Annotated in this window: 17 protein-coding genes and 1 pseudogene; 8 read left to right on the top strand and 10 right to left on the bottom strand. The window is 34.9% G+C overall.

Translation table 11 applies throughout. The annotated features are described in order from the left end of the window. Positions 1–17 precede the first annotated feature (17 nt). Complete coding sequence (locus BXU01_RS13580; RefSeq protein WP_083693703.1) at positions 18–1,232, top strand: MFS transporter; 1,215 nt, start codon at positions 18–20, stop codon at positions 1,230–1,232. Positions 1,233–1,371: 139 nt separating this feature from the next. Here BXU01_RS13580 and BXU01_RS13575 read toward each other — a convergent pair whose 3' ends face one another. Next, positions 1,372–2,484 carry a PepSY domain-containing protein gene (locus tag BXU01_RS13575; protein ID WP_083693702.1) on the bottom strand — a complete coding sequence of 371 codons (1,113 nt, stop codon included), beginning with the start codon at positions 2,482–2,484 and terminating at the stop codon, positions 1,372–1,374. Positions 2,485–2,959: 475 nt separating this feature from the next. Here BXU01_RS13575 and BXU01_RS13570 point away from each other — a divergent pair, with 475 nt between their 5' ends. The 3 genes and pseudogenes from BXU01_RS13570 to BXU01_RS13560 all read left to right on the top strand — a co-directional run. Continuing rightward, on the top strand, positions 2,960–5,344 hold the full coding sequence (locus BXU01_RS13570; protein ID WP_083693701.1) for a TonB-dependent receptor: 2,385 nt from the start codon (positions 2,960–2,962) through the stop codon (positions 5,342–5,344). Between the two features lie 120 nt (positions 5,345–5,464). Further along, positions 5,465–5,749, top strand: a complete 285-nt coding sequence (locus BXU01_RS13565; RefSeq protein ID WP_083693700.1) for a hypothetical protein — start codon at positions 5,465–5,467, stop codon at positions 5,747–5,749. Positions 5,750–5,838: 89 nt separating this feature from the next. Beyond that, positions 5,839–6,765: pseudogene (locus tag BXU01_RS13560) on the top strand (IS3 family transposase); the annotation flags it as partial. Positions 6,766–6,955: 190 nt separating this feature from the next. Here the strand turns inward: BXU01_RS13560 and BXU01_RS13555 are convergent. The 8 genes from BXU01_RS13555 to BXU01_RS13520 form a co-directional block, all read right to left on the bottom strand. Beyond that, the gene (locus tag BXU01_RS13555; protein ID WP_083693699.1) at positions 6,956–8,341 is read right to left on the bottom strand and encodes an AMP-binding protein; all 1,386 of its coding nucleotides are present in this window, start codon (positions 8,339–8,341) and stop codon (positions 6,956–6,958) included. Positions 8,342–8,601: 260 nt separating this feature from the next. Next, positions 8,602–8,844 (bottom strand): acyl carrier protein, encoded by a 243-nt coding sequence (locus tag BXU01_RS13550; protein ID WP_083693969.1) that lies wholly within the window; start codon positions 8,842–8,844, stop codon positions 8,602–8,604. A 452-nt stretch (positions 8,845–9,296) separates the two neighbouring features. Then, complete coding sequence (locus BXU01_RS13545) at positions 9,297–10,703, bottom strand: MATE family efflux transporter (RefSeq protein WP_083693698.1); 1,407 nt, start codon at positions 10,701–10,703, stop codon at positions 9,297–9,299. After that, positions 10,700–12,535 carry an IucA/IucC family siderophore biosynthesis protein gene (locus BXU01_RS13540; protein WP_083693697.1) on the bottom strand — a complete coding sequence of 612 codons (1,836 nt, stop codon included), beginning with the start codon at positions 12,533–12,535 and terminating at the stop codon, positions 10,700–10,702. The genes BXU01_RS13545 and BXU01_RS13540 overlap by 4 nt, the downstream gene beginning before the upstream one ends. 22 nt (positions 12,536–12,557) lie before the next feature. Continuing rightward, entirely contained in the window at positions 12,558–13,907 is a 1,350-nt protein-coding gene (locus BXU01_RS13535; RefSeq protein ID WP_083693696.1) for a lysine N(6)-hydroxylase/L-ornithine N(5)-oxygenase family protein, read from the bottom strand. A gap of 17 nt (positions 13,908–13,924) precedes the next feature. Beyond that, the gene (locus tag BXU01_RS13530; RefSeq protein WP_083693968.1) at positions 13,925–16,366 is read right to left on the bottom strand and encodes a GNAT family N-acetyltransferase; all 2,442 of its coding nucleotides are present in this window, start codon (positions 16,364–16,366) and stop codon (positions 13,925–13,927) included. Next, positions 16,344–17,864, bottom strand: coding sequence for an aspartate aminotransferase family protein (locus tag BXU01_RS13525; protein WP_083693695.1), 1,521 nt, complete (start codon positions 17,862–17,864; stop codon positions 16,344–16,346). The genes BXU01_RS13530 and BXU01_RS13525 overlap by 23 nt, the downstream gene beginning before the upstream one ends. A 32-nt stretch (positions 17,865–17,896) precedes the next feature. Then, positions 17,897–18,529: a nitroreductase gene (locus BXU01_RS13520; RefSeq protein WP_083693694.1), complete on the bottom strand. Its 633-nt coding sequence runs from the start codon at positions 18,527–18,529 to the stop codon at positions 17,897–17,899. A gap of 269 nt (positions 18,530–18,798) precedes the next feature. Here BXU01_RS13520 and BXU01_RS13515 point away from each other — a divergent pair, with 269 nt between their 5' ends. Further along, positions 18,799–19,914: a taurine catabolism dioxygenase TauD gene (locus tag BXU01_RS13515; RefSeq protein ID WP_083693967.1), complete on the top strand. Its 1,116-nt coding sequence runs from the start codon at positions 18,799–18,801 to the stop codon at positions 19,912–19,914. 175 nt (positions 19,915–20,089) lie between these two features. Here BXU01_RS13515 and BXU01_RS13510 read toward each other — a convergent pair whose 3' ends face one another. Next, a complete protein-coding gene (locus BXU01_RS13510; RefSeq protein ID WP_083693693.1) occupies positions 20,090–20,323 on the bottom strand; it encodes a hypothetical protein in 234 nt (77 codons plus the stop codon). Positions 20,324–20,657: 334 nt separating this feature from the next. On the opposite strand from BXU01_RS13510, the gene BXU01_RS13505 reads away from it, so the two are divergent. The 3 genes from BXU01_RS13505 to BXU01_RS13490 form a co-directional block, all read left to right on the top strand. Beyond that, positions 20,658–21,713 carry a helix-turn-helix transcriptional regulator gene (locus tag BXU01_RS13505; protein WP_083693692.1) on the top strand — a complete coding sequence of 352 codons (1,056 nt, stop codon included), beginning with the start codon at positions 20,658–20,660 and terminating at the stop codon, positions 21,711–21,713. An 849-nt stretch (positions 21,714–22,562) separates the two neighbouring features. Continuing rightward, complete coding sequence (locus tag BXU01_RS13495; RefSeq protein ID WP_083693690.1) at positions 22,563–23,306, top strand: hypothetical protein; 744 nt, start codon at positions 22,563–22,565, stop codon at positions 23,304–23,306. An 11-nt stretch (positions 23,307–23,317) separates the two neighbouring features. Beyond that, positions 23,318–26,394, top strand: a 3,077-nt coding sequence (locus tag BXU01_RS13490) for an Ig-like domain-containing protein (RefSeq protein ID WP_083693689.1), incomplete at its 3' end; no start/stop codon positions are given.

Below are 26,394 nucleotides of genomic sequence, written 5' to 3'. Positions count from 1 at the left end.
CTAATTAATTTTAAAAAATGAGAAATTTAAAAGAAAATCATAAGGGCTTCAGTACCTTATTAGCCTTGTCACTTATTCCGTTATCCGGATTTGCAACAGATATTTATTTGCCTTCACTTCCTGCCATGGCAAAAGATTTACATGTTTCAGCAGGAGCCATTCAGCTTTCGCTTGTTTTCTTTATGTTTAGTCTCGGCGTAAGCCAGATTTTTATAGGCAGTATTTTAGACAGTTTCGGACGTTTTAAAATTAGTATTGCATCGCTTGCCGTATTTTCGGTTACCAGTTTTGTCATTGCTTTAGTACCTGATATTTATGTTATTTATACCATGCGTATCATTCAGGGAATTGCCATTGCTTTTATTGTAATTGCAAAACGTGCCTACTTTGTAGATCTTTATTCAGGCGAAAAACTCAAAAGTTATATTAGTTTATTTTCGATTATTTGGGCTTGTGCACCCATTATGGCGCCTTTTCTGGGAGGATATTTAGAACATAGTTTTGGCTGGAGATCCAATTTTTATTTCCTTGGCGGATTATCATTGCTTTTCCTGATTTTGGAACTTTTATATAGTGGTGAATCTTTAAAATATTTTCATCCCTTTAAACTAAAAACTATCGCACAAACATATTCCGGAATGCTAAAATCAGGTGATTTTACTTTAGGTGTTTTAATTCTTGCCATCTGTTTTGGTCTTGTTGTTGTGTATAGTTTATCGAGTCCCTTTATTGTAGAACGTGTATTGGGATATTCAGCGATTACAACAGGTTACAGTTCTTTATTGTCCGGTTTAGCCGTAATGACAGGTGGTATTATTGCGAAATCACTTATTCATAAACCACTTGCAAACAAAGTTACAATTGCCGTTACGGTACAAGTTATCCTGGTATTACTGATGATTTCTACAGCATCAATAACCAGTAATATTTATACATTGATAGGTTTTACCATGGGAATCAATGTTTGCGGAGGTTTTATTTTTAATAATATTTATGGGTATTGTTTAAGTCGTTTTTCTAAAAATGCTGGAGTTGCAAGCGGACTTACAGGCGGAGGAACTTATATGTTAAGCTCATTATTCAGTTATGGTTTTGTGAATTTATATGCTGTAAAAAGCCAGTTATTATTAGGCTTTGCTAATATTTCACTAATCTTTATTGTGGTTATAGTTTTCATGATTTTTAATAGATACAGAGTACAAAATCTTGCAGCAAATGTGATTAAGTCATAAAGTTTTAAATTTCAAAAATTAAATCTTAAACTCGAATACATAACTGCATTAGAAAGAAGAGCAGAATTAAAGTTATTTTACATGAAATTGGATTTTAAAAAGGGCGAAAGATAAATTTATCTTTCGCCCTTTTTTAAGTTTACTTTTTTTGTTTTTTCTTTTTCCCCAACCAGATTAATAATCCTGTTACAGGTAAGGTTAAGGCAAAAAGTGAAACCAGAAACGCGATGATCTTAGTTGGTAAACCGTAAATACTTCCGGTATGAACGGGGTAGTTCAGACGTCTTATTTTGTCTCCGTTTGAAAAATTTTCGTAAGGTCTTGCTTCAATTTCTTCGGCAGTATATTTGTCAAAATAAGCTGCGCTTGATTGATTAGGAATTGTTTTTTCTGAATATTCTTTTAAGACTAAAATACTATTGATGGTATCAACCGGCATTCTGATCTGGATATTTCCTTTGTACGGAAAAATACTGTCTGCTGCATTGTAAATACTCTGATAAAAAGCAGTATGGTTTAGTTTGGGATCTATTTTTGTTGGATTTTTTACTTTTGCCGATGGTTTTTTTGTCGTTCCTTCAGCCAGAAAATAAACACCATCCTGAAACCAGGTAAAAGCAAATGATAATCCGGTTAGGGAAATAAGCAATAAAATGAAGAAGCTGTAAAAACCAAAAGTCGAATGAAAGTCCCAATTGACCCTTTTAAAAGATGCGCCCCATTTAACAGTTAATCTTTGTTTTAGGTTTTTCATCTTTTTTGGCCACCACAAAATAATACCTGATATAAGCATAAAAGCAAAGATCAAGCACGAACTTCCTGTGATAATTTCCCCAAAATCGCCCATTAACAATTGCCTGTGTATGGATAAGACTACCACAAAAAAACGACTTTCCTGAGGCGTTGTTGCCAGAACTTTTCCTGTATACGGGTCAATAGAAAAAAATTGCGCTTTTTTGTCAGCATCTTTTCCCAGAACCTGCATGGTTCGTTCAGGATCATTAAAGGTATAAATTCGCGTAATTTTTTTTATCGAATACTGTTTCTGAAGTATATCTGTACAATAATCAATTGTTTTTTTGGTAGTGCCAATTGTAGTAACATTATAATATTCAGGATTTATGGCTTTGTCGATTTCTTTTTCAAATACTAAAATACTTCCGGTTAATGCCGCTATAAAAACAATTAAACCTGAACCCAGACCAAGCCATAAATGTAATAATCCAATGTTTTTTTTAAATCCTTTCTTCATAAATGTGCTATTTTTTAAATCTGTTTATAGGTTGTAAAGTGTAGATTATTACAGTTAATAAATAGATTCAGCAAAGATTTTGTTAATCTTATTAATAGAGTTACTAAAATTCTGCAGCAAATTTATGCTTATTTAGACTAAGTATACAATGTCTTCAAAAAAATATCTTTTTAAAACTTTAGAATAATTGAAAATTGTTTTTATGCCGAAAGCAAGCATACGTTAATAGGTTATATTTCTGATTAATTTCTAATATTGTACGATATATAACTTGTAAGAATTATTTTTTAGGATTACATAAAACCTTACGCCATCATTTACAAATAGGCTGATAGAGTATGTTGTAAAATAGAAGCTATTCTTAATTCTGCACAATAAATAGAAATATTACTTGTTAAACGATTATTAATTTTTACTTTTGCACTGTTTTTATTCATTCTAAATAAGAACATGTACTAACCAAATTTAAAAATCAATGAAATATCTTAGTTTAAGAACATCACATTTTTTATTTATTATTAGCTTTTTATTTTCAGTCTTTTCTTTTGCCCAACAAACCAGTGGTAAAATAAAAGGATCTATAACAACTTCTGACGGAAAATCAGCTTCAGGAGCAACCATTAGTCTTAAAAATTCAAAATACAAAACCGTTACGAATAGCGACGGCAACTTTACATTTAATAAAGTAGCAGAAAACATTTATACGTTACAAGTTTCTTTGCCGGGTTATGAAGTTATCGAAAAGCAAGTTACGGTTGGAAACGATGAAACGGCGACTGTAAGCCTTCAATTAAAATTTTCAGGCAAACTTGAGGAAGTTTCAGAAAAAAGCGGCGATCAGCTTGATGAGATTATCGTTTCAGCCAGCAGAAAGGTTGAAACTTTATCAAAAACACCATCTTCTGTAACCATAATTAATGCTAAGGATATAGAAGATTTATCTATTGTGAGTCCAAATATTGCAAATATTGTGGCTTATGCAGTTCCGGGTTTAGGATCGGCAACGAACAATACCGGAAATTACGGGCAAACACTTCGCGGTAGAAATCCTTTGGTTCTTATTGACGGAATTCCGCAATCGACACCATTAAAATCTGCAGGACGAGAAATTCGTTCTATTGATCCTTCTGTAATCGAACGCATCGAGGTAATCAAAGGTGCGACTGCCATTTATGGAAATGGTGCTGATGGAGGATTGATTAATTATATCACGAAATCAGGCAAGACTCAAAAGAAATTTGCAGGATACAGTGAGGCAGGAACTAATGGAAACATAAAAGGGGATAGTACTGCCGGATATAGATTTAACCAACAGTTTTATGGAAAAATCAATAAATTCAATTATATCGTTGGTGGAACTTATGAAAAAACCGGTGTGTTTCGTGATGGCGAAGGCGAGGTTATTTCTCCTGAATATGGATTAGGGGAAACTAAAACCTATAATATTTTTACCAAAGCAGGTTATGATTTAACAGATAAGCAAAGAATTGAATTGATGTACAATTATTTCAGTTCAAATCAGGATTCTGATTTTATACTTAAAAACGGTGTGTATGGGGTAAGTCCTGCAATTGGTGTTTTAGGAAACAGACCCGGAGTTGATGAAGGAACACGTTACAATCACAACGCAAACCTGCAATATGTAAACAAGCAAATTTTTGGAAATACGTCTTTAACGGCAAACTTATATTTTCAGGATTTCCTTACGATATTTTCTAATTCTACTTTTTTCTATGGTAGCGGACAATCTCAGACAGCATCGGCTAAAAAAGGATTAAGGGTTTATTTGAATTCACCCTTTACTATTTCCTCAAACTTTTCAGGAGATGTAACTTATGGTTTTGATTTACTTAACGATAAAACCAATCAAAAACTGGTTGATGGCAGAGTTTGGGTACCCAATATTAATATGGTCAATCTTGCTCCTTATGCACAATTGTCAACGCAGATTTTTAGTGATTTTACGGTAAAAGCAGGTTTACGTGCTGAGAATATTAAAATAAATATTGATGATTATAATACGCTTGCCACAGGCGCAAACGGTGCGGGAAGTATTGCCGTAAAAGGCGGTGATCTTACTTATGATGCTTTTGTTTTTAATACTGGAATCAGATATTCAAGATTTAAGTTTTTTAATCCTTTTGTAAGTTTCTCTCAATCTTTCTCTGTATTTGATTTAGGCAGGGTTTTGACTAATGCCAAAGAAGATGCCGTATCAAAACTACAAACAAAACCTATTATCGTTAATAATTATGAAGGTGGTTTTAGCAGTCAGTTAGGGAAATTAAATTTAAGTGCAGCTTATTATTTCAGTACTTCAAAATTGGGTACAAATCTGGTTCAGGTTGATGGTTATTTAGTGGCTGAACGTTTACCGGAAAGAGTTTGGGGTTATGAAGTTCAGGCTGATTATCAAATCATCAAACAATTGACAATAGGTGGAAATTATGCTTATGTACAAGGTAGAGGAGATAAGGATTCTGATGGACATTTTTACGGACCTACGGATATTTATTTAAAATCAAACAGAATTCCACCTTCAAAAGTAACGGGTTATGCAAAATATGGTGATAAGAGATTAAATGTAGAGTTATATTGGATGTGTGTTGGTGATCGCGATGTTTTCCTGCCAAATGCAAAAGGTGCTTATGCAATTGGTGAAGGACCAATAAAATCTTTCAATTTATGGAATTTAGCAACTGCTTATAAAGTTACAGAGCAAATTAGGGTAAAACTAGGAATCGAAAACCTTTTAAATAAGGATTATTATACGACAACTTCTCAGTTTTACGGTACAAATGCCAACTATACAAGAGGAAACGGATCAAGATTTAATCTGGCTCTTGGGTATAGTTTTTAGTATTCAGTCTCAGTTTTCAGTCTCAGTTTACAGTCTCAGTCTCAGTTTACAATACTGCGACTGTAAACTGCGACTGAATATGTCTTGTCCTAAAATAGGTTTACACAAAAGTGTAAAAATATGGAAAGATATTCAAGAACATCACCTTCAAAATGGCAGTCTCAATATAGCGAAGAATTTAAACGATTTGTCTGTAATGATTTTTTAACCGGAACTTTGACAAAAAGAGAAATTGAGAATAAATATAATATTGGACATTCAAGATTAACTTACTGGCTCAAAGAAATAGGTTTTGATTATTCTAAATCCAGTATTGTATATTTACCTAAGATGGAAGACTACACTAAAAAATCAGGAAATAAAGAAGGTGAAGAATCTGTATCTCAGTTAAAAAAAGAACTGTAGGAAGCTCGACTTTTGGCAGAAGCTTATCGCAAAATGATTGAAATTGCTGAGCAGGAATTCAAAATTAAAATTGTAAAAAAGTCCAATACCAAGTAATTCAGGAGATGAAACACAATTATCCCAGGATTGGTTTAGGCAAATTTTGTCAATTACTTGGCGTAACCAGACAGGCATATTATCAGCACTTTTGGTATCAGCAGCAGCTTGCTTTTGAAGATGAACTAATTGTTTTTGAGGTATTGAAAATTAGAAAAAAACATCGTCATATGGGAGGAAGAAAGTTATATGAACTTTTACAGCCTTTCTTATTAGAGCATCAGATAAAAATGGGCAGAGATAGACTTTTTGATATTTTGTCTGCTAATTTTTTATTAGTCAGGCGTAAGAAAAAGCCAAATATCACTACTGATTCGTTGCATAGATTTAAGAAATATCCCAATCTTATCAAAGAATTTGTACCGATTTGCCCTAATCAATTATGGATAAGTGATATAACATATTGGAGAATAAAGGATAGTTTTATGTACATAAGTTTTGTCACTGATGCTTATTCTAGAAAAATTATCGGTTATCATTTGGCGAATAATTTACAAACCTCAGAAACGATTCAAGCTTTAAAAATGGCAATATCAAATCTTTCAGAAGAATCTAAAGATGAATTACAACTGATACATCATTCAGATAGAGGGACACAATATTGCAGTAATGAATATGTGAGGCTGTTAGAAGTCAATAACATTGGTATTAGCATGACAGAAAATGGAGATCCTTTAGAAAATGCAATAGCAGAACGAGTTAATGGCATTATAAAAGAAGAATATTTAGATGATTATCAAGTTGATAATGCACAAGAGGCTAAAGAATTATTAGACGCGGTTATTAAGTTATATAATAACGAAAGGCCTCATATGAGCATAGGAAACCTTACACCAAACTATGTGCATCAAAATAATATAAAAACTGAAAAATTATGGAAGAATTATTATGTAAAAAGTCCTACTATTGTAAACAAATAGCAGGACTAAAATATAGTTGTAAATCTATTTTAGGATTAAGTGTAAATATGTAAACTTTTTTCAGGACGAGACAACTTTGCGTGCACGAGCGGGACGCTCGCGCTAGCATTAGAGACTGAGACTGAGACTGAGACTGAGACTGAGACTGAGACTGAGACTGAAAACTGCGACTGTAAACTGAGACTAAAAACTAAGCATAACTCAATTCCAGCCATTCCTTCAGCAACGGATAATTCACTTTTCCGTTTGGTGTAAGCGGTACATCTTCGATAGGCATCACTTTTAAAGAACTGGCATGCAGGTTCAGTTTTGCTTTTAAGACTTTTAGAATTAACTCTTTATTCAAATTCTGGTCTGTGTACATAACGGCTAAATGTTTATCATTTATTCCTAAACAAATAAAAGTTTGTCCGCCCAGAGCATCTTTCAAAAGTAATTCGGTTTCATCAAGATTAAGCCTTACTCCAAATAATTTTACAATTCTTTTTATCCTGCCTACAATATAATAATATCCTTCGGCATCGATTCTGGCTTTGTCTCCTGTGTGCAGTTTTTCCTGTTGTTCAAAAAACTGAAGATCGGCTCTGATATTTGCGTAACCGCCAAATACATTTGGACCAATATAAATAAGCTCATCTGTTTCATGATCGATCTCAAATCTTCCGTTTTTAACTGGTAAACCAATCGATGTTCCTTTTCTTAAAAGATCTTTCGGAGGTAAATACGCCATTCTTCCGCAAGCTTCGGTCTGACCATATTGTGCGAAGAATTGCTTGTCAAATTTCTCACTGAATTCTGCAATTGCTTCGATCAGTTTCTGGTTTAACATGCCGCCTGTATGCGTAAGATAGCGCAGCGAAGGATGATCTTTTCTGAAGAACCCAATGCTGTACAACATCTCATAAAAATAAGGAACGCCGCCTAAGGTAGAATATCCGTATTTTTTGAAATCAGCCCAGAATTCTTTCTGAAACGCATCTTTATCCGTACACACAATCTGATTTGCTTTGATACAATTGGTCGTAAAAATCGATAAGCCATACACAAAATTTATGGGCACATTTAATGGCACTACATCATCTGTTCTTATAGGCATATATTCCATAATAGACCTGGCATTCTGAACCAGGTTTTCATCAGAAAGTCTCACGAATTTTGGTGAACCTGTTGTTCCGGAAGTGCTTAATAAAAGTTTGATTTTGGCATGTATCGGATAAATTAAATTTACATTTCGTTTAAACAATACAATCGTATCCGAAGCTTTTACGGCGCTATAACCTTCTATAGCAGTTCTGGTAGGATCATAGATATAATAAGGAGTATATTTTTGTTCTAAATTCTCCTTGAAATCTTCCAGTAAACCCATTCCTAATAAGGCAATTGTATACCTGCTTTGATAAAAATTAAGCAATGTTTCTATTGCTGGCAACTGATTATCATTATAGATAAAAACAACAGATCGCAGGTTTTCTATTTCTAAGGATTGGTGCATTTCTGCAATAGATTTCGAAAGTCCCGTATTCGAATCTGTAAAGATCAGTTTTTCGTTTTTTCGGATTAAATCGTATAGTTCCATAAGTTTAGGTCTATTTTAATCGGTTAAGTTTAATTATTGAAAAATGATTTAAAGTATAGTCCCGAAACCCAATGTCATTAAGTGACGCTTTTTTTGATAATTACGTGTACAAAATTTTCTCGCAAAGTCGCCAAGTTTGTTGAATTTCTTTGTGCTTTGCGACTTTGCGAGAGATTTATTCAATACAGTATTAAAAAAACTTTCTTTAACTTAATGGCATTGGAATCCCGAACTATGTATTAAAAGTCTTACGACCTGTTCTAATTAATTTCGAATCCGTACTTTTTAAGGATATCTTTTATTTTTGCTACACTTCCCATTTCCAGGATATCTTCCATTTCTATCGAGATATTATAAGTACTTTCCAGTTCTTCAACCAGAACTAAATGACTCATAGAATCCCATTCGGCAATAGCCTGATATTCTAATTCATCGTTTACTGCTTCAACAGGAATTTCAAAAGCTCTTGCAAATACTCCGTGTAATTGTTCTATTGTACTCATTTTTTTATTATTTAAATTAAATTGTGTTAAAATTTGTATGTGATGATGTTTAAAAATATGACTATAAATATATCGCTCCGCAGGAGCTTTCATAAAAACGAATTCTGAATTTTCTATAGATATGTCGCTCCGCTGGAGGCTATAAATATTTCGCTCCGCTGGAGCTTTCATAAAAACGAATTCTGAATTTTCTATAAACATATCGCTCCGCTGGAGCTTTTAATAGAAACTGATTTTTCTATAACTATATAGCTCCGCTGGAGCCTGCTATTTAGCTAATACCAGTCCCAGAGGGACGTAATATCTATAGAAAATTCAGAATTCGTGTTTAATGAACCCCAGCGGGGTTACATATATATTCACGCAGATTAAGATTGCAACAGGTTTAATTTCAAATAATAATCTGCCCACATCTGCTTAAATCTTTTTAAAATCTGCGTGAAACATTTTTTTTAAACTTTAGTATGTTTCCATTTTCCTTTTCGAAAGACAATTATACAGGCAACTGCCAATACAATTTCAGATACAAGGATGGCTGTAAAAACACCATTTGATCCCAGTTCAAGCGATATTCCCAAGGCGTAGGCAAGCGGAATCTGAACGATATAAAACATTAGTATATAAAGCCAGGTAACCACTTTTACTTCTCCCGCGGCGTTGAGCGCTCTTGAAATTACCATGGTATATCCCAAAAGAATATACGCCATCGAAATAAAATGGATGTATCTGGTACTAAACGAGATCACTTCCGGAATATCTGTAAAGATTTTTACAACAGGAACGGCAAGAAATATCCACGAAATACCAATTAAAACCAGAAATCCCATGTTTAGCATTCCTGCTCTCCAGACTGATTTTTCGGCTCTTTCGGGTTGTTTGGCACCCAGATTTTGTCCGGTTAATATTCCCGCTGCATTTCCTAATCCCCAGGCGGGCATTGTCGCAATAGAAGTTACTCTTTGCGCTAAGATATATCCTGCCAACGCGTTGGGACCAAAATGAGACATAATCTTAATCATAAATACCCAACTCGAAGCCGGAATAATAAACTGAACCGTTCCGCCAAAAGCGAGTTTTAAGACTCTTTTGAAAATGGCCAGATTAAATACCAATTGTGCCAAACCTATTTTCAAGACGGTTTTGCGTCTTAGAAGAAACCATGCCTGATAAAGTACACCAATTACCCTGGCAATTAAAGTGGCTAATCCCACACCTAATAATCCGTAAGCGGGAATTGGTCCCCAGCCAAAAATAAATATCGGGCACAATACAATGTTTAGTGCATTTGATAGCCAAAGGATTCTCATTGCGGTAGAAGCATCTCCGGCACCGCGGAATATTCCGTTTATGACAATGCGCAGGATCAGAAATCCGCTTGACGCAAACATAACGATTCCGTAAGTTGTTCCTTCCTGAACCATAGCGTCAGAAAGTCCCATGGCACTCATAATATTTGTGGTCCATATGGCACAAACCACACTTATAAGTATCGCAATTGGTGTGGTTGCATAAATAACCTGCATTGCTGTCTGACCTGCCGCTTTGAACTTTTTCTCGCCAATTCGTCTCGAAATCATTGCCGATGCTGCAATTCCCAAACCTATTGAAACCGAATAACAAAAGGTGATAAAAGTTGTCGTTGCTCCTGCAATCGAGATGGCGTTTGTACCTAATCTACTCACAAAGAAAAGGTTTGAACATACAAATAATGATTCCATCAAAAGTTCTGCAACCATTGGTACAGATAATAAAATGATGGTTTTATTGATACTGCCGGAGGTAAAATTGCTTTCGGTTCCGGCAAGAGAACGCCTTAAAAGACCAAAGAAAGAGCGTGTTTTTAAGATGGCTTCTTTCATGAGTTTTCTTTTTCTGTTAACGCTTCTTCATGGATTAGTTGATGCAGCGGATTTGGAATAAAACCACTTTTTTTCATATGCGGAAAACCAACTGTTTCTTCGTAACCATTATACAAACGGCGGCTATTGAAAATAAGGCGTTTGAACTCCGGAATGAATAAATTGTATTTATCAAACATATCCTGCAGTTCAGGATGTTCGTCCTGATATTCTAAAACAATATCGTGAACACAAGTCCAGAAAGAAACTTCAGAATAGTTTGCTGTTGTTATTAATACATCACTCAGGTATCTGAAAAATGCATCAAAAACGGCAATAAGAATCGTTAATGGCGCATTTTCAGGATTTGGAGAAGCCACAAACATATTATCGATAAATTCCTGCGGAAGCTTTTTCTTTCCTTCTTCGTTAATCAAAATATCGCCCACAAAATCCTGCAAAGCGATTCGGGTTGGTACATAATCCTTTAGAATAAGAATCACATTTTGCCCATGCGGATCGATACATAACGAATGCTGGTAATAAATTTGAAGCACAGGTTTAAGATAGGCTCTCATATAGGCTTTTAACCATTGCTCTGTAGAAAGTCCAGATTTTATAATCAGTTCTTCTACAAGGCTTTTGCCATGATCGTCTACATATAATAGTGCCGCCATTGTCATTAGATTCTCTCCGTGTTTGAGTGAATTTACCGGACTTTCGCGCCACATCGCGCCTAAATATTCATTGTATTGGTACGGCGGATTTACAATTTTACTATAACTGGGATGTGTATAAGAAACCGAAACCACTTCGCCTAAAAGCACAACTTCCATCTTTTGCAAGTGCTCGTCTTTTTTAAGAATGTCTTTAAGATATTCCGTAAGACGTGGGGCAATCGATAATTGTTTGGGACACAAACCTCTAATGTGGCTTGTGTTTAAGATAGATATCGACGTTTTTACGTAATGTTTATTGGGTTTGCTCTGATTAAAAAAGGTACGAATACTTTGTTGCGGACTATAAATATCTTCTGTTAATTCTAACGGAATAAGATGTTTAGACGCAATCTCATGAGAAAACTGCATAACCAGTTTATTCTGCCATTGCCATAAATGCACAGGAATAAAAATGTAATCTTCCGGATTTACTTTTGACTGAATCAGCTTGTTTTTAAAAACTTCTATTTTTTCGGTTCCTATTTCATCTTCATAGAAAGTCTGCTCATTCATATCAGTTTGTAAGCGTAAAGTTGCCCTGTTTTTATGAGCAGCAATCCAAACCAATTGTGTTTTTTGACCGGATTCAGGTGTGTAATTCTCATAATCTTCAGAGTCAAAACCTATTCGGCCTTTGTTTACAATTACCCACGGATGACCGTCGAGACTGTGTTCGATGGTTTGAAAATCGGCATCGGCCAACTTTGAAGCTGATAAACGACGTTTCGAATGAATAAAAGCATCAGCATATAAAGTATGAAGCAATTCCTCGATATAATGTGCCAAAGTAAAAGAGTTGATGCCAAAAGTTTCCTGAAGTTCGATAAAGAAATTGGGTACATCGACGCGATCGAGTTTTACTTCATTTTCAATTTTATGAATGCTTTCCTTGACAATATGCCAATAATTTAGAAATCTTGGATAGGCAGAAAAACGGTAATAAATATTCTCTTTGTCTGTTTCTAATATAAAATGGGTAAGACCATTATCTTCTTTGCCTATTATTTGCGGCTTAGCAACATCTTCGCGAATTAATTCGGCGATACTTTTGGCGAGCAGGTTTCTATTTACCTGATCCCAAATCACTGCGTTAAGATGCTGTGCGTCTTTGAATGTGTTTTCTGGGGTTATCATTCTAGTGGTATTTTATTAGGGTCTAATTATTTAATTGCTCATTTATTAATTCCAAAACATTGGCTTCAGACAATTCCTGTGTTGCTTTTTGTACACCAAATTGTTGAAAAGCAATTCGTTTTTCGACCTTATACACTTCACGATTTGCAAGTTGGTTAATGATGATCGAGTTTCTGTAAGCGCCCATTCCCAGATCAGGAGTCGAAAGACCATGCGTGTGTAACTCGGCATTTTGAACAAAAATATCCGTACCGTTTTTATCGATAGTATAATTTCGATGCACATTAAATAATCCATTTTCTAAACGGTTTATCTTGTTTTCGATTCCGGATAAAATAGAAGGTTCTTTGTATTTATAACCTGTTGCGAGAATAAGATAATCGCTTTGATCTTCAAAAGGCTGGTCTAATTCTGTGTGAACAAAATCCATAGAATAAGAACCATCTGAGTTTTCGTTTACTGAAGTTAAGCGCAAATTCGAACGTAATTCGACATTTAGCGATTTGTCTTCTAAACTCATTTCGTACAAACTATCAAAGATTTCGTTGATTAATTCCTGATCGATTCCTTTATAAAGTCCGTGTTGACGGGCTAAAAGCTGTTGTCTTTTTTCAGGAGATAAACTATGAAAATGGTCTACATATTCTGGAGACGTTAACTCCAGCGTTAGTTTTGATTTATTATCCAAAGGGAAAAAGTGAGACGAACGCGTAAACCATTTTAATTGCAAACCATTTTCGGTTTCAGGCAAGAGATCACGGAAAACTTCGGCAGCACTTTGTCCGGAACCAATTATAGTTACAGATGCATTTTTATTGATACGGGATTTAAAATTCAGGTATTTTGAAGCATGAATCACATTTGGAAATTCAGGATCGATAAATTCAGGAATATGCGGAGAAGTTCCGGTACCCAAAACTATTTTGTTTGCATGATAAGTTGTCGTGATACAAGTCTGGGTATTAATGACCATGATTTTGTAAACTCCATGAATATGATCGATCGAAACTACTTTGTGTGAGAACTTGCAATTTTGCAATTGTGCCGCGACCCATTTGCAATATTCATTATATTCTCGTCTGTAAATAAAGAAGTTTTCACGAATATAAAATTTGTACAAACGATTGTTTTGTTTGATATAATTAAGAAAGCTGTACTTATTTGTGGGATCCGCCATTGTGACCAAATCTCCTAAAAACGGAACCTGAAGTGTGGCGTTATTCAACATAAGTCCAGGATGCCAGTCGAAGCTTTCTGACTGATCAAAAAACAATGCCGATAGTTCTTCAACAGGTTCTATAAGTGCTGCAAGTCCAAGATTGAAAGGACCAATCCCGATGCCAATTACGGAGTATATTTTTTCTGTACTCATTGTGGTATTTTTATGAATTAAACTTGGGGTGCTGAAACGGAATTATTCTGAAAATCTTTGGCTGCAGGAAATTTTGCCCAATACCATTCTCTGTAACAAAAGTTAAGATTGGCTTTTTTATGAGGCATTTCGATTACTTTTTCGATTTTAAAACCTACGTGCGCTTTATTCATCATTGATGCGATCGAGTCTACAGATCCTTCGCCAACCATTTTACCTACTTTTGGTTCTCCAAAGACAAAATCCATCATCGATTGTGTGGCTGGTGATCCGTATTTTAGTTTTGGATCTGTTGGCGCGATAAATTGATGTGTTCCATAATCAGATGGCAGAACATCATAATAATCGCCCACAATGTCACGGCTTGCCCAATATACTTCGATATTAAAAGTAGGAACGCCGTTTGCTTCACCAATAAAACTATGCCCGTGATCTCCAGGAAGTAACATTCTGTAAAAAGCTTCGATTTCGCGAATTGGCCAGTTCATTTGCCAGATTTTCAAAGCGTGTTCACGGTGAAACCATTCGTGAAGCATCTCAATATCTTTATCAATATCTACGGAACGCAAGGTTATAGTTACATTTTCTTTCTCGAAAAAACGGCTGAAAACGGTCGTATTCTCTTTTGGGTTAATAAGTTTTTTAGAGAAAAAATGTTTGTTTAGCGGGTTAGGATATTTTTTATAAACTGCAGGATTTGTTCTTGGCGCACTAGCTTCATCCATATTGTTTAAACTCGTTAACAGATTTCCTTTTACAACCAGTTTTACACTATTGGTAAAATGACTTACAAGACCTGTAGTATCGATATCTTCTTCATTTTTAAGAGCTTCATAAATAAGGTTAAGAAGTGTCGTTTCGTCGGCCAGTTTATTTTTGCCCAGAATATTTACTACGCCAAACAAGTGGTTTACCAGAAGATAATATCCCCAGAAGTCAATAATTCTGCTTTCGGCAATAAACGATCTGCTTTCTTTACCAAAATCAGGAATCAGTCTTTCGAGTTCTTCCACTTTTCCCTGACGGAAAAAATAACCCTGATTGTCTCTAAAATAAAGTTTGGCCGGAAAAAGGTCTTCATCAAATTCTACCAGCATGTTTTGTTGATGAAACTCAGATCCAAATCCGTATTTATTAAAAATACCAATAAGCGGCGTTATGGTAATATTTAGATATTGCTTAAACCATGAAAGGGCGGTATCTGTTACAGATGCATCTTGTCTTTTGGCAGCTTCATTGATCAGATTAAGTATTCTTGGTGATTCGCCCAGAACGCCGTCCTGACAAACAGAAGCAACCATTGTTACATTTTTTCTGGAGTTAGCGCCGTGAAAAGGGTTTTGACGAACGCTTGTACTAAAACCATCGATAATTTTATCGTCGTAAGTAACCGCAATAAAAGCCGGATCTGTAATAAGTTGTATTTGTGGATATTCTTTTTGAATTTCCTTTCCCCAATCGGTCTTCATAAGTTGTGCCGCATCATAACCACGGTTTAATTCATGGAGATAATTGACACGGAAAGAGTTGGTGATTTTTACATGCAAAGAGAATTTATACATCCATTCGCTTTCTTCATTATAAACCGTTCTTACAGATGATGTTGCAGTATAAGAAGGTCCAAATTCTCCAAGACTGAAAAGAAGTTGCTTCGATTGCATTTCTTTAACTTCCTTTTGATCTAATAAATAATTAGCTTCCCAAGGATGCACAGGAACTACTTTATAATTGGAATAAAAACCGAGTAATTCTTTAGAATGTGCATCTGCACATTTTACGATTTCTTCTCTCAGGTGATCTGTAATCAAATAGTCTGCGGCACTTTTTTCTATTACATTTTCCGGATGAATCAGGAAAAAATGTAAACCAAATTTCCCTCCGGTTTCAGGAGAATATTTCAGCAGTTCGTCTTTGGTAAAACCTTCTCTGCTTTTAGGCAAAGGATGAACCGTGTGTCCTAAGATCAAAGATTGCTCAGATTCTATAAAAGATTGTTCGGCATTGTTGGCAGAATGATCGCTGTTTTTGTAATGCTCCAGATAAAGCGCGAGATTATCGATACTGTTTTCCATACGTTTTTGAGTAGGAAGTGCATCGATATCAGGATAATCTGTTTTAGCATATTTACTGATAAGTTCAAGAAATTCCATTGGGTTTATTTCCCTGAATTCATCAGATGCAAGAGTGCGCGATACAATTGGAAAACCAAAAGAATGAACGCCGCTTTCAGAAAAATAAGTGAGCGGAGCAAAAACTTCCTGACCAATCGTGGTAAAATCGAATCTCAGAAATAAGCTGTGATTAATGGTTTGCATAAAATCTGCCAGCGTTTGGTCGTATTTGGGAATACCTTCATAGCGGCTCCAATTACTAAATTCCCTGCAGTAACAATTGATCAGGGATTTAAAATTTACCTGTTCTGCCAGTTGGCGAAAATTAGTTAAGTCTGTGGTATTCATTTCCGTTTTGTTTAATGAGGTTAAGTATTTTTTTGATGTCATTTAGGGTTGTAAGCGGATTAAAAATGGTGAACTTGAGATAGAATTCTCCGTTTACTTTTGTGCTGGCGACTAAAACTTCTCCGCTAAAAAAGAGTTTTTCTTTTATGTACTGGTTCACTTCGCAAGAGGTAGATTCTGCCGGACCATCCAGATATCTGAATACTAAAACGCCTAAATCTGAATGACATAAAAGCTCAAAGTTTTCATCAGATTCAATAATTTCGGCAGTTTTTTGGGTTGTTTCGATTATTGTATCCGTAAATTGTCCTAGTTTTTCTTTGCCCAAATAGCGAAGCGTAAACCAAAGTTTCAGCGCATCAAAACGGCGTGTACTTTGTATAATCGATTTGTTGATTTGCGCCGGAAGTGCATCGTAGTTCTGCTCCTTTGGATTCAGATAATCAGCGTGATGCTTGATAATATTAAGATGCAGTTTGTCTTTTACAATAAAAGCGCTGCTGCTTATAGGCTGAAAAAATGATTTATGATAATCGATCGTTACAGAATCTGCCAGTTCAATTCCGTTTAAAAGATGTCTGTGTTTCTCGGTCAGTAATAGTCCGCAACCGTAGGCAGCATCTACATGAAGCCATAAATTATTGCGGTTTGCAATATCAGCAATAGCTTTTAAGGGATCTACGTTTCCAAAATCTGTAGTGCCGGCAGTTGCCGTAATCGCAATTGGGATATTACCTTTTTCTATTTCCTGAGCAATTGCTTTTTCGAGTTTTTCAGGATCCATGCGGTATCTTTGATCCACGCCAACATGTACAATTGCTTGTTCGCCAAGTCCTAAAATCCAGGCATTTTTATGATTACTAAAATGGGCTTTGTCTGATACAAAAACTCTGAATTTTGAAGCATCCGGAGGAAGACCGTCCAGTTTTATATTCCATTTTTGATATTCCAGAGAATAGTAATCTCTGGCTAAAAGCAATCCCATTAAATTGCTTTGAGAACCTCCGGCTGTAAAGATTCCGTCGCCTTTAGTATAGCCAATTTGCTCACTTGTCCAGTCTATAAGTTTGCGTTCCATAAAAGTTCCGCCCGCACTTTGATCATACGTATCCTGAGAAGAATTTATGGCACTTATCAAAACTTCGGCTGCCAATGCCGGGATTACAACAGGACAATTTAAGTGTGCAATATATTCCGGAAGGTGATAAGCCGTGGCATGTTTTACATAAAGTTCGTCGACTTCATCAAGCAGACTTTCGTAATCGGGCAGAGGAGAGGCAAAATCTACAGCTTCGACTTTTGACCTGATTTCGTCAGGTCTGATGCCGCTAAAAGGTTTTTTATTGTTTTTAAGAAAATTAGAAACACGCTCTTGTGCTAATTTTACAGCCTGAGCATATTCAGTACCTGAATTTTGATGAAAAATGTCTTTATACAAATCCTGTTCAGGCAAAAGTCCTTTTGCAGCGACTTCTTCATTGATTAGTGTGGTATTCATAGTGGTATTTATTTAGGGGTTTTAATTATTATTTACTCGAGGTAAATGACTTTTTTAGACAAAGGCGTTCTTTTCTTTTTAGATGATTTTAAGCTTTCAGGATAATAACCCAGATAGAGGAGACCTAATGATTTTTCGTTTTCTACCAGACCAAACTCAGCAACATAATCTATTGCTACATCTTTGGTACTCCAGTAACTGCCTACTTTATGTGCCGTACAGGTAAGTGCAATATTTTGAACTGCTGATGATACTGCGGCGATTTCTTCCCATTCTGGTAGGTTAATTTTGGTGTTTCGAACCATGATTACACCAATGAGACAAGCAGCTTTTAACGGATAATTCCTGAGATAATTTAATTTCTCTTTTTGGGCTTCAGGTGATAATTCAGTATAAAAATCCTTGTAATAATGCGCCATATATTCTCCGTATTGCTTTAGATATTTTCCTTTAAAAACAATAAATCTCCAGGGCTCTGTCATTTTATGATTTGGAGCCCATGTGGCATTAATCAATATTTCGTCGAGAAGCTTTTTGGGTATTTCTTTTTTTACAAACTCATTGGCATATATGCTTCTTCTATTGCGAATATTCTTCGATATTTTTTTTAGTTTATAAGAAGAATCTGATTGCTTGATTTTACTGGGTTTTCTCTTAATTATCATATTTTTTTCAAAATTTTTAAGAAAATTCTTTTGTTTTAAATGAAATAAAAATATATTTGTAAGTAAATATTATTTAGAATAAATAAAAATAGTGCAAGACAAATGTATAAATTAATCTGAATAAAAAAAATAAATCTCAAAAAAAATATACGAATGCCCGTACATATTGACTTAAAGTCTTTTTGTGATTATTTTGTATAACATTGATTATAAATGATTTATTTTTTAATACCCCCTATCTTTTAATAACTAAAAAACGAATTGAAAAAATGAAATCACAATCAATTATTGCAGAGGAAAGACCTGCAGAAACAGTTTTAAATTTTGATATTCCTACAAAACCACTAATCGTAGTAATAACGCCTCAGGAGAGGAATATTTTGTCGAATGTTGGCAATCTTTTAGTAAAGGCTTTTGACCATTATGAAAACCCCGATTATATAGCTGCACTTCATCTTCATGCATTTCAATTATTGCCGGAACGCATTAGCAGAATTCTAAGTCAGTTTGGTACTGATTTTTCTGCAAATCAATACGGCGCAATTGTATTTCAGGGACTTTTAGAGGTCGATCAGGAAGATTTAGGACCAACGCCTCCAAACTGGCAAGGAGCAGATTATGCAAAACTGAATAAATACGGTTTTATTTGTTCGCTTCTTCATGGCGCAGTGCCATCAAAACCAGTGCAATATTATGCGCAGAGAAAGGGTGGAGGACTTTTGCACGCCGTGATTCCGGATGAAAATATGGCGGCAACACAAACCGGATCCGGATCAAAAACAGATTTGTATGTACATACTGAAGATGCTTTTTTACTGAATCAGGCTGATTTTTTGAGTTTCCTGTATTTAAGAAATGAAGAAAGAGTTCCGTCGACTTTATACTCGATTCGTTCTCATGGAGAGATGAATCCGGTTCTCGAAAAATTATTTGATCCCATTTATCAATGTCCCAAAGATGCCAATTATGATTATGAACAAGTAGTTTCTGGTCCTTTGGCATCTGTTTTATACGGAAATAAAGAACTTCCGTTTATTCGTTTTGATGCTGCGGAGCAAATATTCAACGAAAATGCGGGACAAACTCAGGAAGCTTTGTATAATTTGAAGGAGTTTTGGAATGAAGCCAAGGAACTTATAAACAGCGAATATATTCCGAATTCCGGCGATGTTATTTTTGTAAATAATCATTTATGCGCACACGGACGAAGTGCTTTTATTGCCGGACAACGCGAAGAAAACGGGAAGATTGTAAAATGTGAACGCAGACAAATGTTGCGAATGATGAGTAAAACGAGTTTAATTCATATGAGAGCTGTAACCCAAACTGATAATCCGTATTTTATTATGGAAGAACATTTGGGGAATATTTTTGATCTTGAATAGTTTTGTTTTGATTGTGTTCACGAGCGGGACGCACGCGCGAGCTTAAAGAACTCGAAATATAAAACCCGTATAGTTAAGATGTCCTACGCAGTTAAGTGCGTTGCGGTTGTTTCCAATACCGCCATCATATTATACGGGTAAATTATTTTTTTAAATGTTTGTCGAAAAGTTTAAATTATTCAACATCCAGATAAGGATTCAAAATCTCTGCTAATTCGTTTAACCAGTAAAAACCTTGTTCGAGGTTTAATTTTTCGGTTTCGAGGGTTTCGCAATCTCGCATGACACTTAAGGCGAGAACGTAATTTAATTTTCTAATGGTTTTTGCCATTAATTTAGGATCGATCGAATTGCTGAAGAAGTCATTTAAACGCAATTCGGTTTCTTTTGAAAGAGTGTTTGTACTCATAATCTCGAAGTTTAGGGAAATATAAAACCCGTATGGGTTAGCTGTCCTACGCCTTCGAGAACACGTTGCAGTTGTTTCCAATACCGCCAGCATACCACACGGGCAATTTTTTTTTGATTTTCATAATCTCGAAGTTTTTAGGACTGCGAAGATACCAAATAAACCTTGTGATTAGTAGGGTTTCTTAATTTTTGTTAGACAATAAGTTATCTAATTTTTTAAATAGAAAAAGCTGGTAAAGATATTTTTACCGGCTTTTTTATGCATTTATTTCTTGTAAATGTGCGATGAAATTTTTAAATTAGTAAAATATACTCCTAAATAAACCTAATACATGCCTTTAGATAAATTAACTAAATATAATAAAGATTCATTTTTTTTGTTTAAAGACGATCTTTATCAATTGCGGTATTTATTTAATTCGCCAAAAATGATGGTTGATAGTTTATTAAAACTTCCCGTTATAAATCATAATTCTTTAAAACAATTTCTTTCGTTAAAGACTTCTTTCTGCAAGATAAAAATGTATTACCGGGAAATTGAAGATGGTTTTTGGCTTTTGGCTTTGTACATGAATATCAAAGAAAATTTGGTTACCAAATCATATTATGACAAAGAGGTTTTAAGTGAATATTATTTGCTGACTTTTTCTGTATTTGAGTATAAATTTCCGGTAAAAGATGCCGCGCCAATAACACTTTTAAGTACTTGCTGGACTTTTAGCAAGCCTGATACTGAGATATCGAGTTATTTTTATGAAGGTTCAAACGGTAAATTTTTCAGTTTTGCTATTACAAAAGAGTGGGCGAGTAAAAATTTTACTTCTAAAAAATTCAATAATTCAAAAGCAATTAAAAAGTTTTTAGACGGTAACAAAGGTTCTTGTACGTGGCTAGATATTGCGCCAAATGCCCATGAATTAGCAAAAGAATTATCTGAAGCAATAGAAAATGTAAATGCTGATGAAAGTGCTAATCCGGGTTTAAAGAAAAAATCGATGAAATTGATCACGGAGTTTTTTAATAATTCTTTTGATGATAGCCGTATATCGGATAACGTTTCCTTAAACAATTCAGATTATCATAATGTAGCAAAGGCAGAGAAAATAATCTTACATAATTTGCACCTTCCGTTTATTGGTATCGAGGCCATAGCGAAGGAAGTAAATACATCGCCCACAAAATTAAAATCAAATTTTAAAACTGTTTTTGGCTTTTCGATGCTGCGATATCATAAAGAAAAAAATATGGTTTTAGCAATGCAGTTAATTCAAAATTCGAATATTCAAATTCAGGATATTTCGCTTTTAACGGGTTATGATTCTGCCAGTAGATTTTCTGCAAGTTTTAAAAAACGATTTGGTCAACTGCCTTCAGAGGTGCGTTTTTAATCTTCACAAAATTTTTTTTCCAAAAACGGACTTCATTTTTTCTAAAATACTGAAAAAAAATACTTTTTGCTGTTTTAAATTAATTGCTTGATTTTTAGTATTTTATGAAAACAGAAAAAGTGATATAAATACTTCTTTTCTTTCAAAATAAGCCCTTTTGTTTTTCTTTTTAAAAATGTCTTAATTGACTATTGTCAGGCTATGTTTTAATATAAATTTGACGATCCAAAAATAATATTCAGACCTATAGAAATAAATAAATTGCTGTATTGGTGAGGTTTACCGGCTTATTACCAAATTGCAATTTTTTTTATAACAGTTTTAATTGATTTTGGTATTCAGCTTAAAATAACTTTTTCGATTATCTCGTTTTTATGTTTTCAACCTGCAGGGTCAATTGTTTTATAAGATGTATAGTTTTATTTGTATCACTATATTTTTCATCTCTGTATTATCAAAAAATTAGCCTTACAATTCTGCATATGTGGAATGGTTTAAAACGTAATCAAAATCACTCAAAAAATACTTTTAGTGATCCCTATTTTCCATTTCTTCTTTTTCAGGAAAATTATAACAGTGAAATTAAATCTGTAATCAGATCATTTTTCATAGCAGATATTTCTATTCAATTACATCCTTCAGTTATTAAAATAAAAAACTCAGACAACAAACCTTTTTTACACACTTTACGTATGTAGTAAAATTGCTGTGGTTTTGCTTGCTGAAAACGAATATATATTACAAAAAACAATACCGATTGAGTCTTTATCACTGGATATCAATCATTAGAATATTTGAGGATAAATGAATATCCTGAATTACATTTTTTAGAATTTTAATTATTTATATATGGGGAACTTTACTTATTTAAAAAATTTATTGGCTAATAAAAAAAGAGGTTTGAACAGACTTCTGGTCTGTCTTGACAGCAAAATACAGTTAGCCTGTTTTTTATTTATTATTTTATTTCTGAGTTTTAAATCTACAGCTCAAAACAATTTCAGTCTTCAGAGTCAGCAATTCTACAAAGTGATTTCTTTTGGTGAAAAAATTGATTTTGGAGATATTGATTCTTCAATATCATGGACCGTTTCTAATTCTCAAAATAACATCAACATTACTTTACGCGGAAACGAAATTAATGATTATGTATTTGATGAAACCGGTGAATATGATATTCATTTTCAGGAAAATAAAAAGCATGATGATGAATGTACTCATCCAATGTTTACAGAAAGATTTCGTATAAAAGTAGAGCCTGTGAAGTTATTGTTTGATTTTTCTAAAATTCAGTTTTCAGAAAAATTAGAAAAAGGGAGAAATTATAACGATTTAATAATCACTGTTCCTGTACAAATTGTAACTAAAAATACTTCGATTACAAAATTATCTGCACCGGGTATGTCGGTTGCCGGATTAGAGGTTTCACTTACTGCACAACCAGTTGAAAAGGAAATTATACTGACTAACAAAGTTCAATTATTAAAATATAAAGTATCAGGAATGATCAATAGGGAAACTTATTTGATGTTTGATTTTTATGATTTTAATAATCAGGTACAAACTTATAATCTTCGTCAGATAATAAAATAATTGTATTATATATGATAAAAAATTACGCTACCGTAAATCAAATGCTGAACTTAAAAAAAGCAATATTTTTGTTTTTTGTATTTTTCACGTTCAGCCAAATATCAACTGCTCAATGTTCTAAACCACCAGTAGGATGTTCTACTACTGATTTATCAAATTTTGGATTTGCTTCAAATAATGATGCTGCAACTATTGAGTATGATAATTTCGTTTCGAGCTGGCATACCACAGTTGTCAGGACTGCAGATGGCTCTTTTCAGACTTGGGGAGAAACAATTGCAAATAATGGAACTTCGAATGAGTTAGCCCCAAAAACAATAAATAAAGCAAATTTTCCGGGTTTAACTACTGGCGCTGTTCCTTTAAAAGTGGCGCTGGGAAGTAATTCATCTACGAATGTTCAGGGTATTCTTTTAGCGACAGATGGTTTATATGCCTGGTCTAAAGCTGGTGCTGTAATTGATGCTACGCTTACTCCAAGTACAGTTTTTCAAAAAATTGCAATTGGCGGTAATGCCAATGGTTTGCCTACAGGTGTGGCTCCCGGAGATGTTAAAATGATGTTTGCTACTTTTAAAACATTAGCTATAACAACTTGTGGCGGTGATGTTTGGGTGATTTCACAAATCCCAAATGCAAGGGGTAATGGAGCAGTTGGAAACAATACAACATGGTATAGAGTTACAACTTCAGAGACTGGAAATCCTTTTTTGACTGGTGTTGTTGCCTGTAGAGGAAGTGCTGATGGTCTTATGGCGTTAAAATCTGATGGTAGTGTTTATGTATGGGGAACTAGCTCATTATTAGGTGATACATCTGGCTTTACGACACAGACAAGAGCTGCAAAAATGACATTACCAAGTGGAATAACTCCAAAAATGATTGGTTCATCAGGAAGTTCTGCAACACGATCTTATTATATTTTGGCAACTGATGGTAATTTATATTCCTTAGGAAAAAATAGTAATAAACAACTTGGGGATTGGACAACGACTGATAGATTTGCATGGGTTCAGCCTAGATATAACTCTGCAACGGGTCCTGTAATGAACAATATTAAATGGTTCAGTCCACAGGAACATGATTTTAACTATGGTGCAATTAATGTACTTAACAGTAATAAAAACATTTATGCATTTGGTACGAACAACGGTTTATTGCTTGGTGTTACAGGAGGTAACAGCGACCCTGTTATTCCTAACGGTTTAACTGCTGCAGATAATATTATTGCTGTAGAAACAGGAGGTCACACCTCCATGATTGTTAAAACTTGTGAAGCTAAATTTGGTTATGTAGGTCATAGAATTAGTGGTAGTATGGGTGACGGTACAAATGCTTCTACTAATGAAGCTAATTATACTTTTGCGACGGCTGCCGTACAGATTTGTGGTGCCGAATCGAATCCTGCTATTCAGTCTGCTTCGACAGGCGGTGGACCAGATTCTAAATATTGTGTTGGTGATCCAGTTTTGTTAACTCCAACTCCGGCCGGTGGTACATTAAGTGTAGTAAGCGGTCCGGCTACTTTATCAGGTAATACAGTGAATTTTACTGCTGCAGGTACAGCTGTAATTAAATATACTGTTGCAAATGCTTGTGGAGCACCTACTGAAACAAGCAGAACTTTTGAGGCATCGCTTTGTCCGATAGATTTAGAGGTTACAAAAACAGTTGATGCTGTTAATGCCAGTGTGGGCAGCAACAGTACTTTTACGATTACAACTAAAAATAACGGACCCTATAAAGCTACAGGTGTTAAGGTAAATGATGTTTTACCTGGTGGTTATACTTTTGTAAGTGCAACACCTTCAACAGGAACCTGGACAGCACCAGACTGGACCGTTGGAAGCCTTACAAACGGTGCAAGTGCAACTTTATCAATTGTAGCAACAGTGAATGCTTCCGGATCATATGCTAATACAGCGACCGTTACCGGAAATGATCCTGATACAAATACTGCTAATAATACAGCAACAGCAACACCTTTAGTACAAACTAATCTTTCGGTTACTAAAACTGTAAGTACAGGTACGCATAATGTAGGTAGTGATGTAACCTTTACAATTACTGCTTCTAATGCGGGACCAAGTAGTGCTACTGGAGTTACAGTAAACGATGCGCTTCCGGCAGGTTATACTTTTGTTAGTGCAACGCCTTCGACAGGAACCTGGTTAGCACCAAATTGGACTATTGGAAATCTTGCAAATGGAGGAAGTGCAACCCTTAGTATTGTAGCAAAAGTGAATGCGACTGGTTCTTATGCCAATACCGCTACTATTACAGGAGGACAGAACGATCCAACTCCGGGTAATAATTCAGGATCGGCTACAGCAACGGTAAATCACGCACCGGTTGCTAATGATGATGATCTTAGTGCTTCTCCTTTAACAGAAGATGGTGCTGACGGTACTGTAAATGTACTTTCTAATGATACAGATGAAGATGGTAATCCAACTGCCCCAGTAAATGGAGTAGGACAATTTACTGTAGATTTAGATCCGGCTGTGGCAGGTATTCAAACAACATATACAGATGCTAAAGGTGTTTGGACATTAAATATAACTACCGGAATTGTAACTTTTAATCCGGCAGACAATTATAACGGAACGGCAAAAATTACGTATACATTATGTGATACTTTTGGATTGTGTGACAATGCAGATATTACATTTGTTGTAACTTCGGTTAACGATAATCCGGTTGCCAATAATGATACAAAAACTACAAATGAAGATACGCCTGTAACTATTGACGTAACAGCAAACGATACTGATGTTGACGGAACTATCAATAAAGCAACGGTAGATTTAGATCCTGCAACGCCAGGAATCCAAAATATTTTTACAGTTGCTGGACAAGGAACTTATACAGTAGATGCATTGGGAATTGTAACTTTTACCCCTGTATTAAATTACAACGGAATAGCTACACCAGTAAACTATACTGTAAACGATAATGACGGAGCAGTATCTAATATCGCTACGATTACTGTAACAGTAACAGCAGTTAACGATAATCCAGTTGCAGTTGATGATGTTTATACAGTTGCAGAAGACAATACGGTAACGCTAAATCCTCTGGCTTTAGA

The organism is [Flexibacter] sp. ATCC 35103 (assembly GCF_001975985.1).
Taxonomy (GTDB): domain Bacteria; phylum Bacteroidota; class Bacteroidia; order Flavobacteriales; family Flavobacteriaceae; genus Flavobacterium.
Note: the sequence above shows the minus strand (reverse complement) of the source record. Positions and strands in the feature narration are given on the sequence as shown.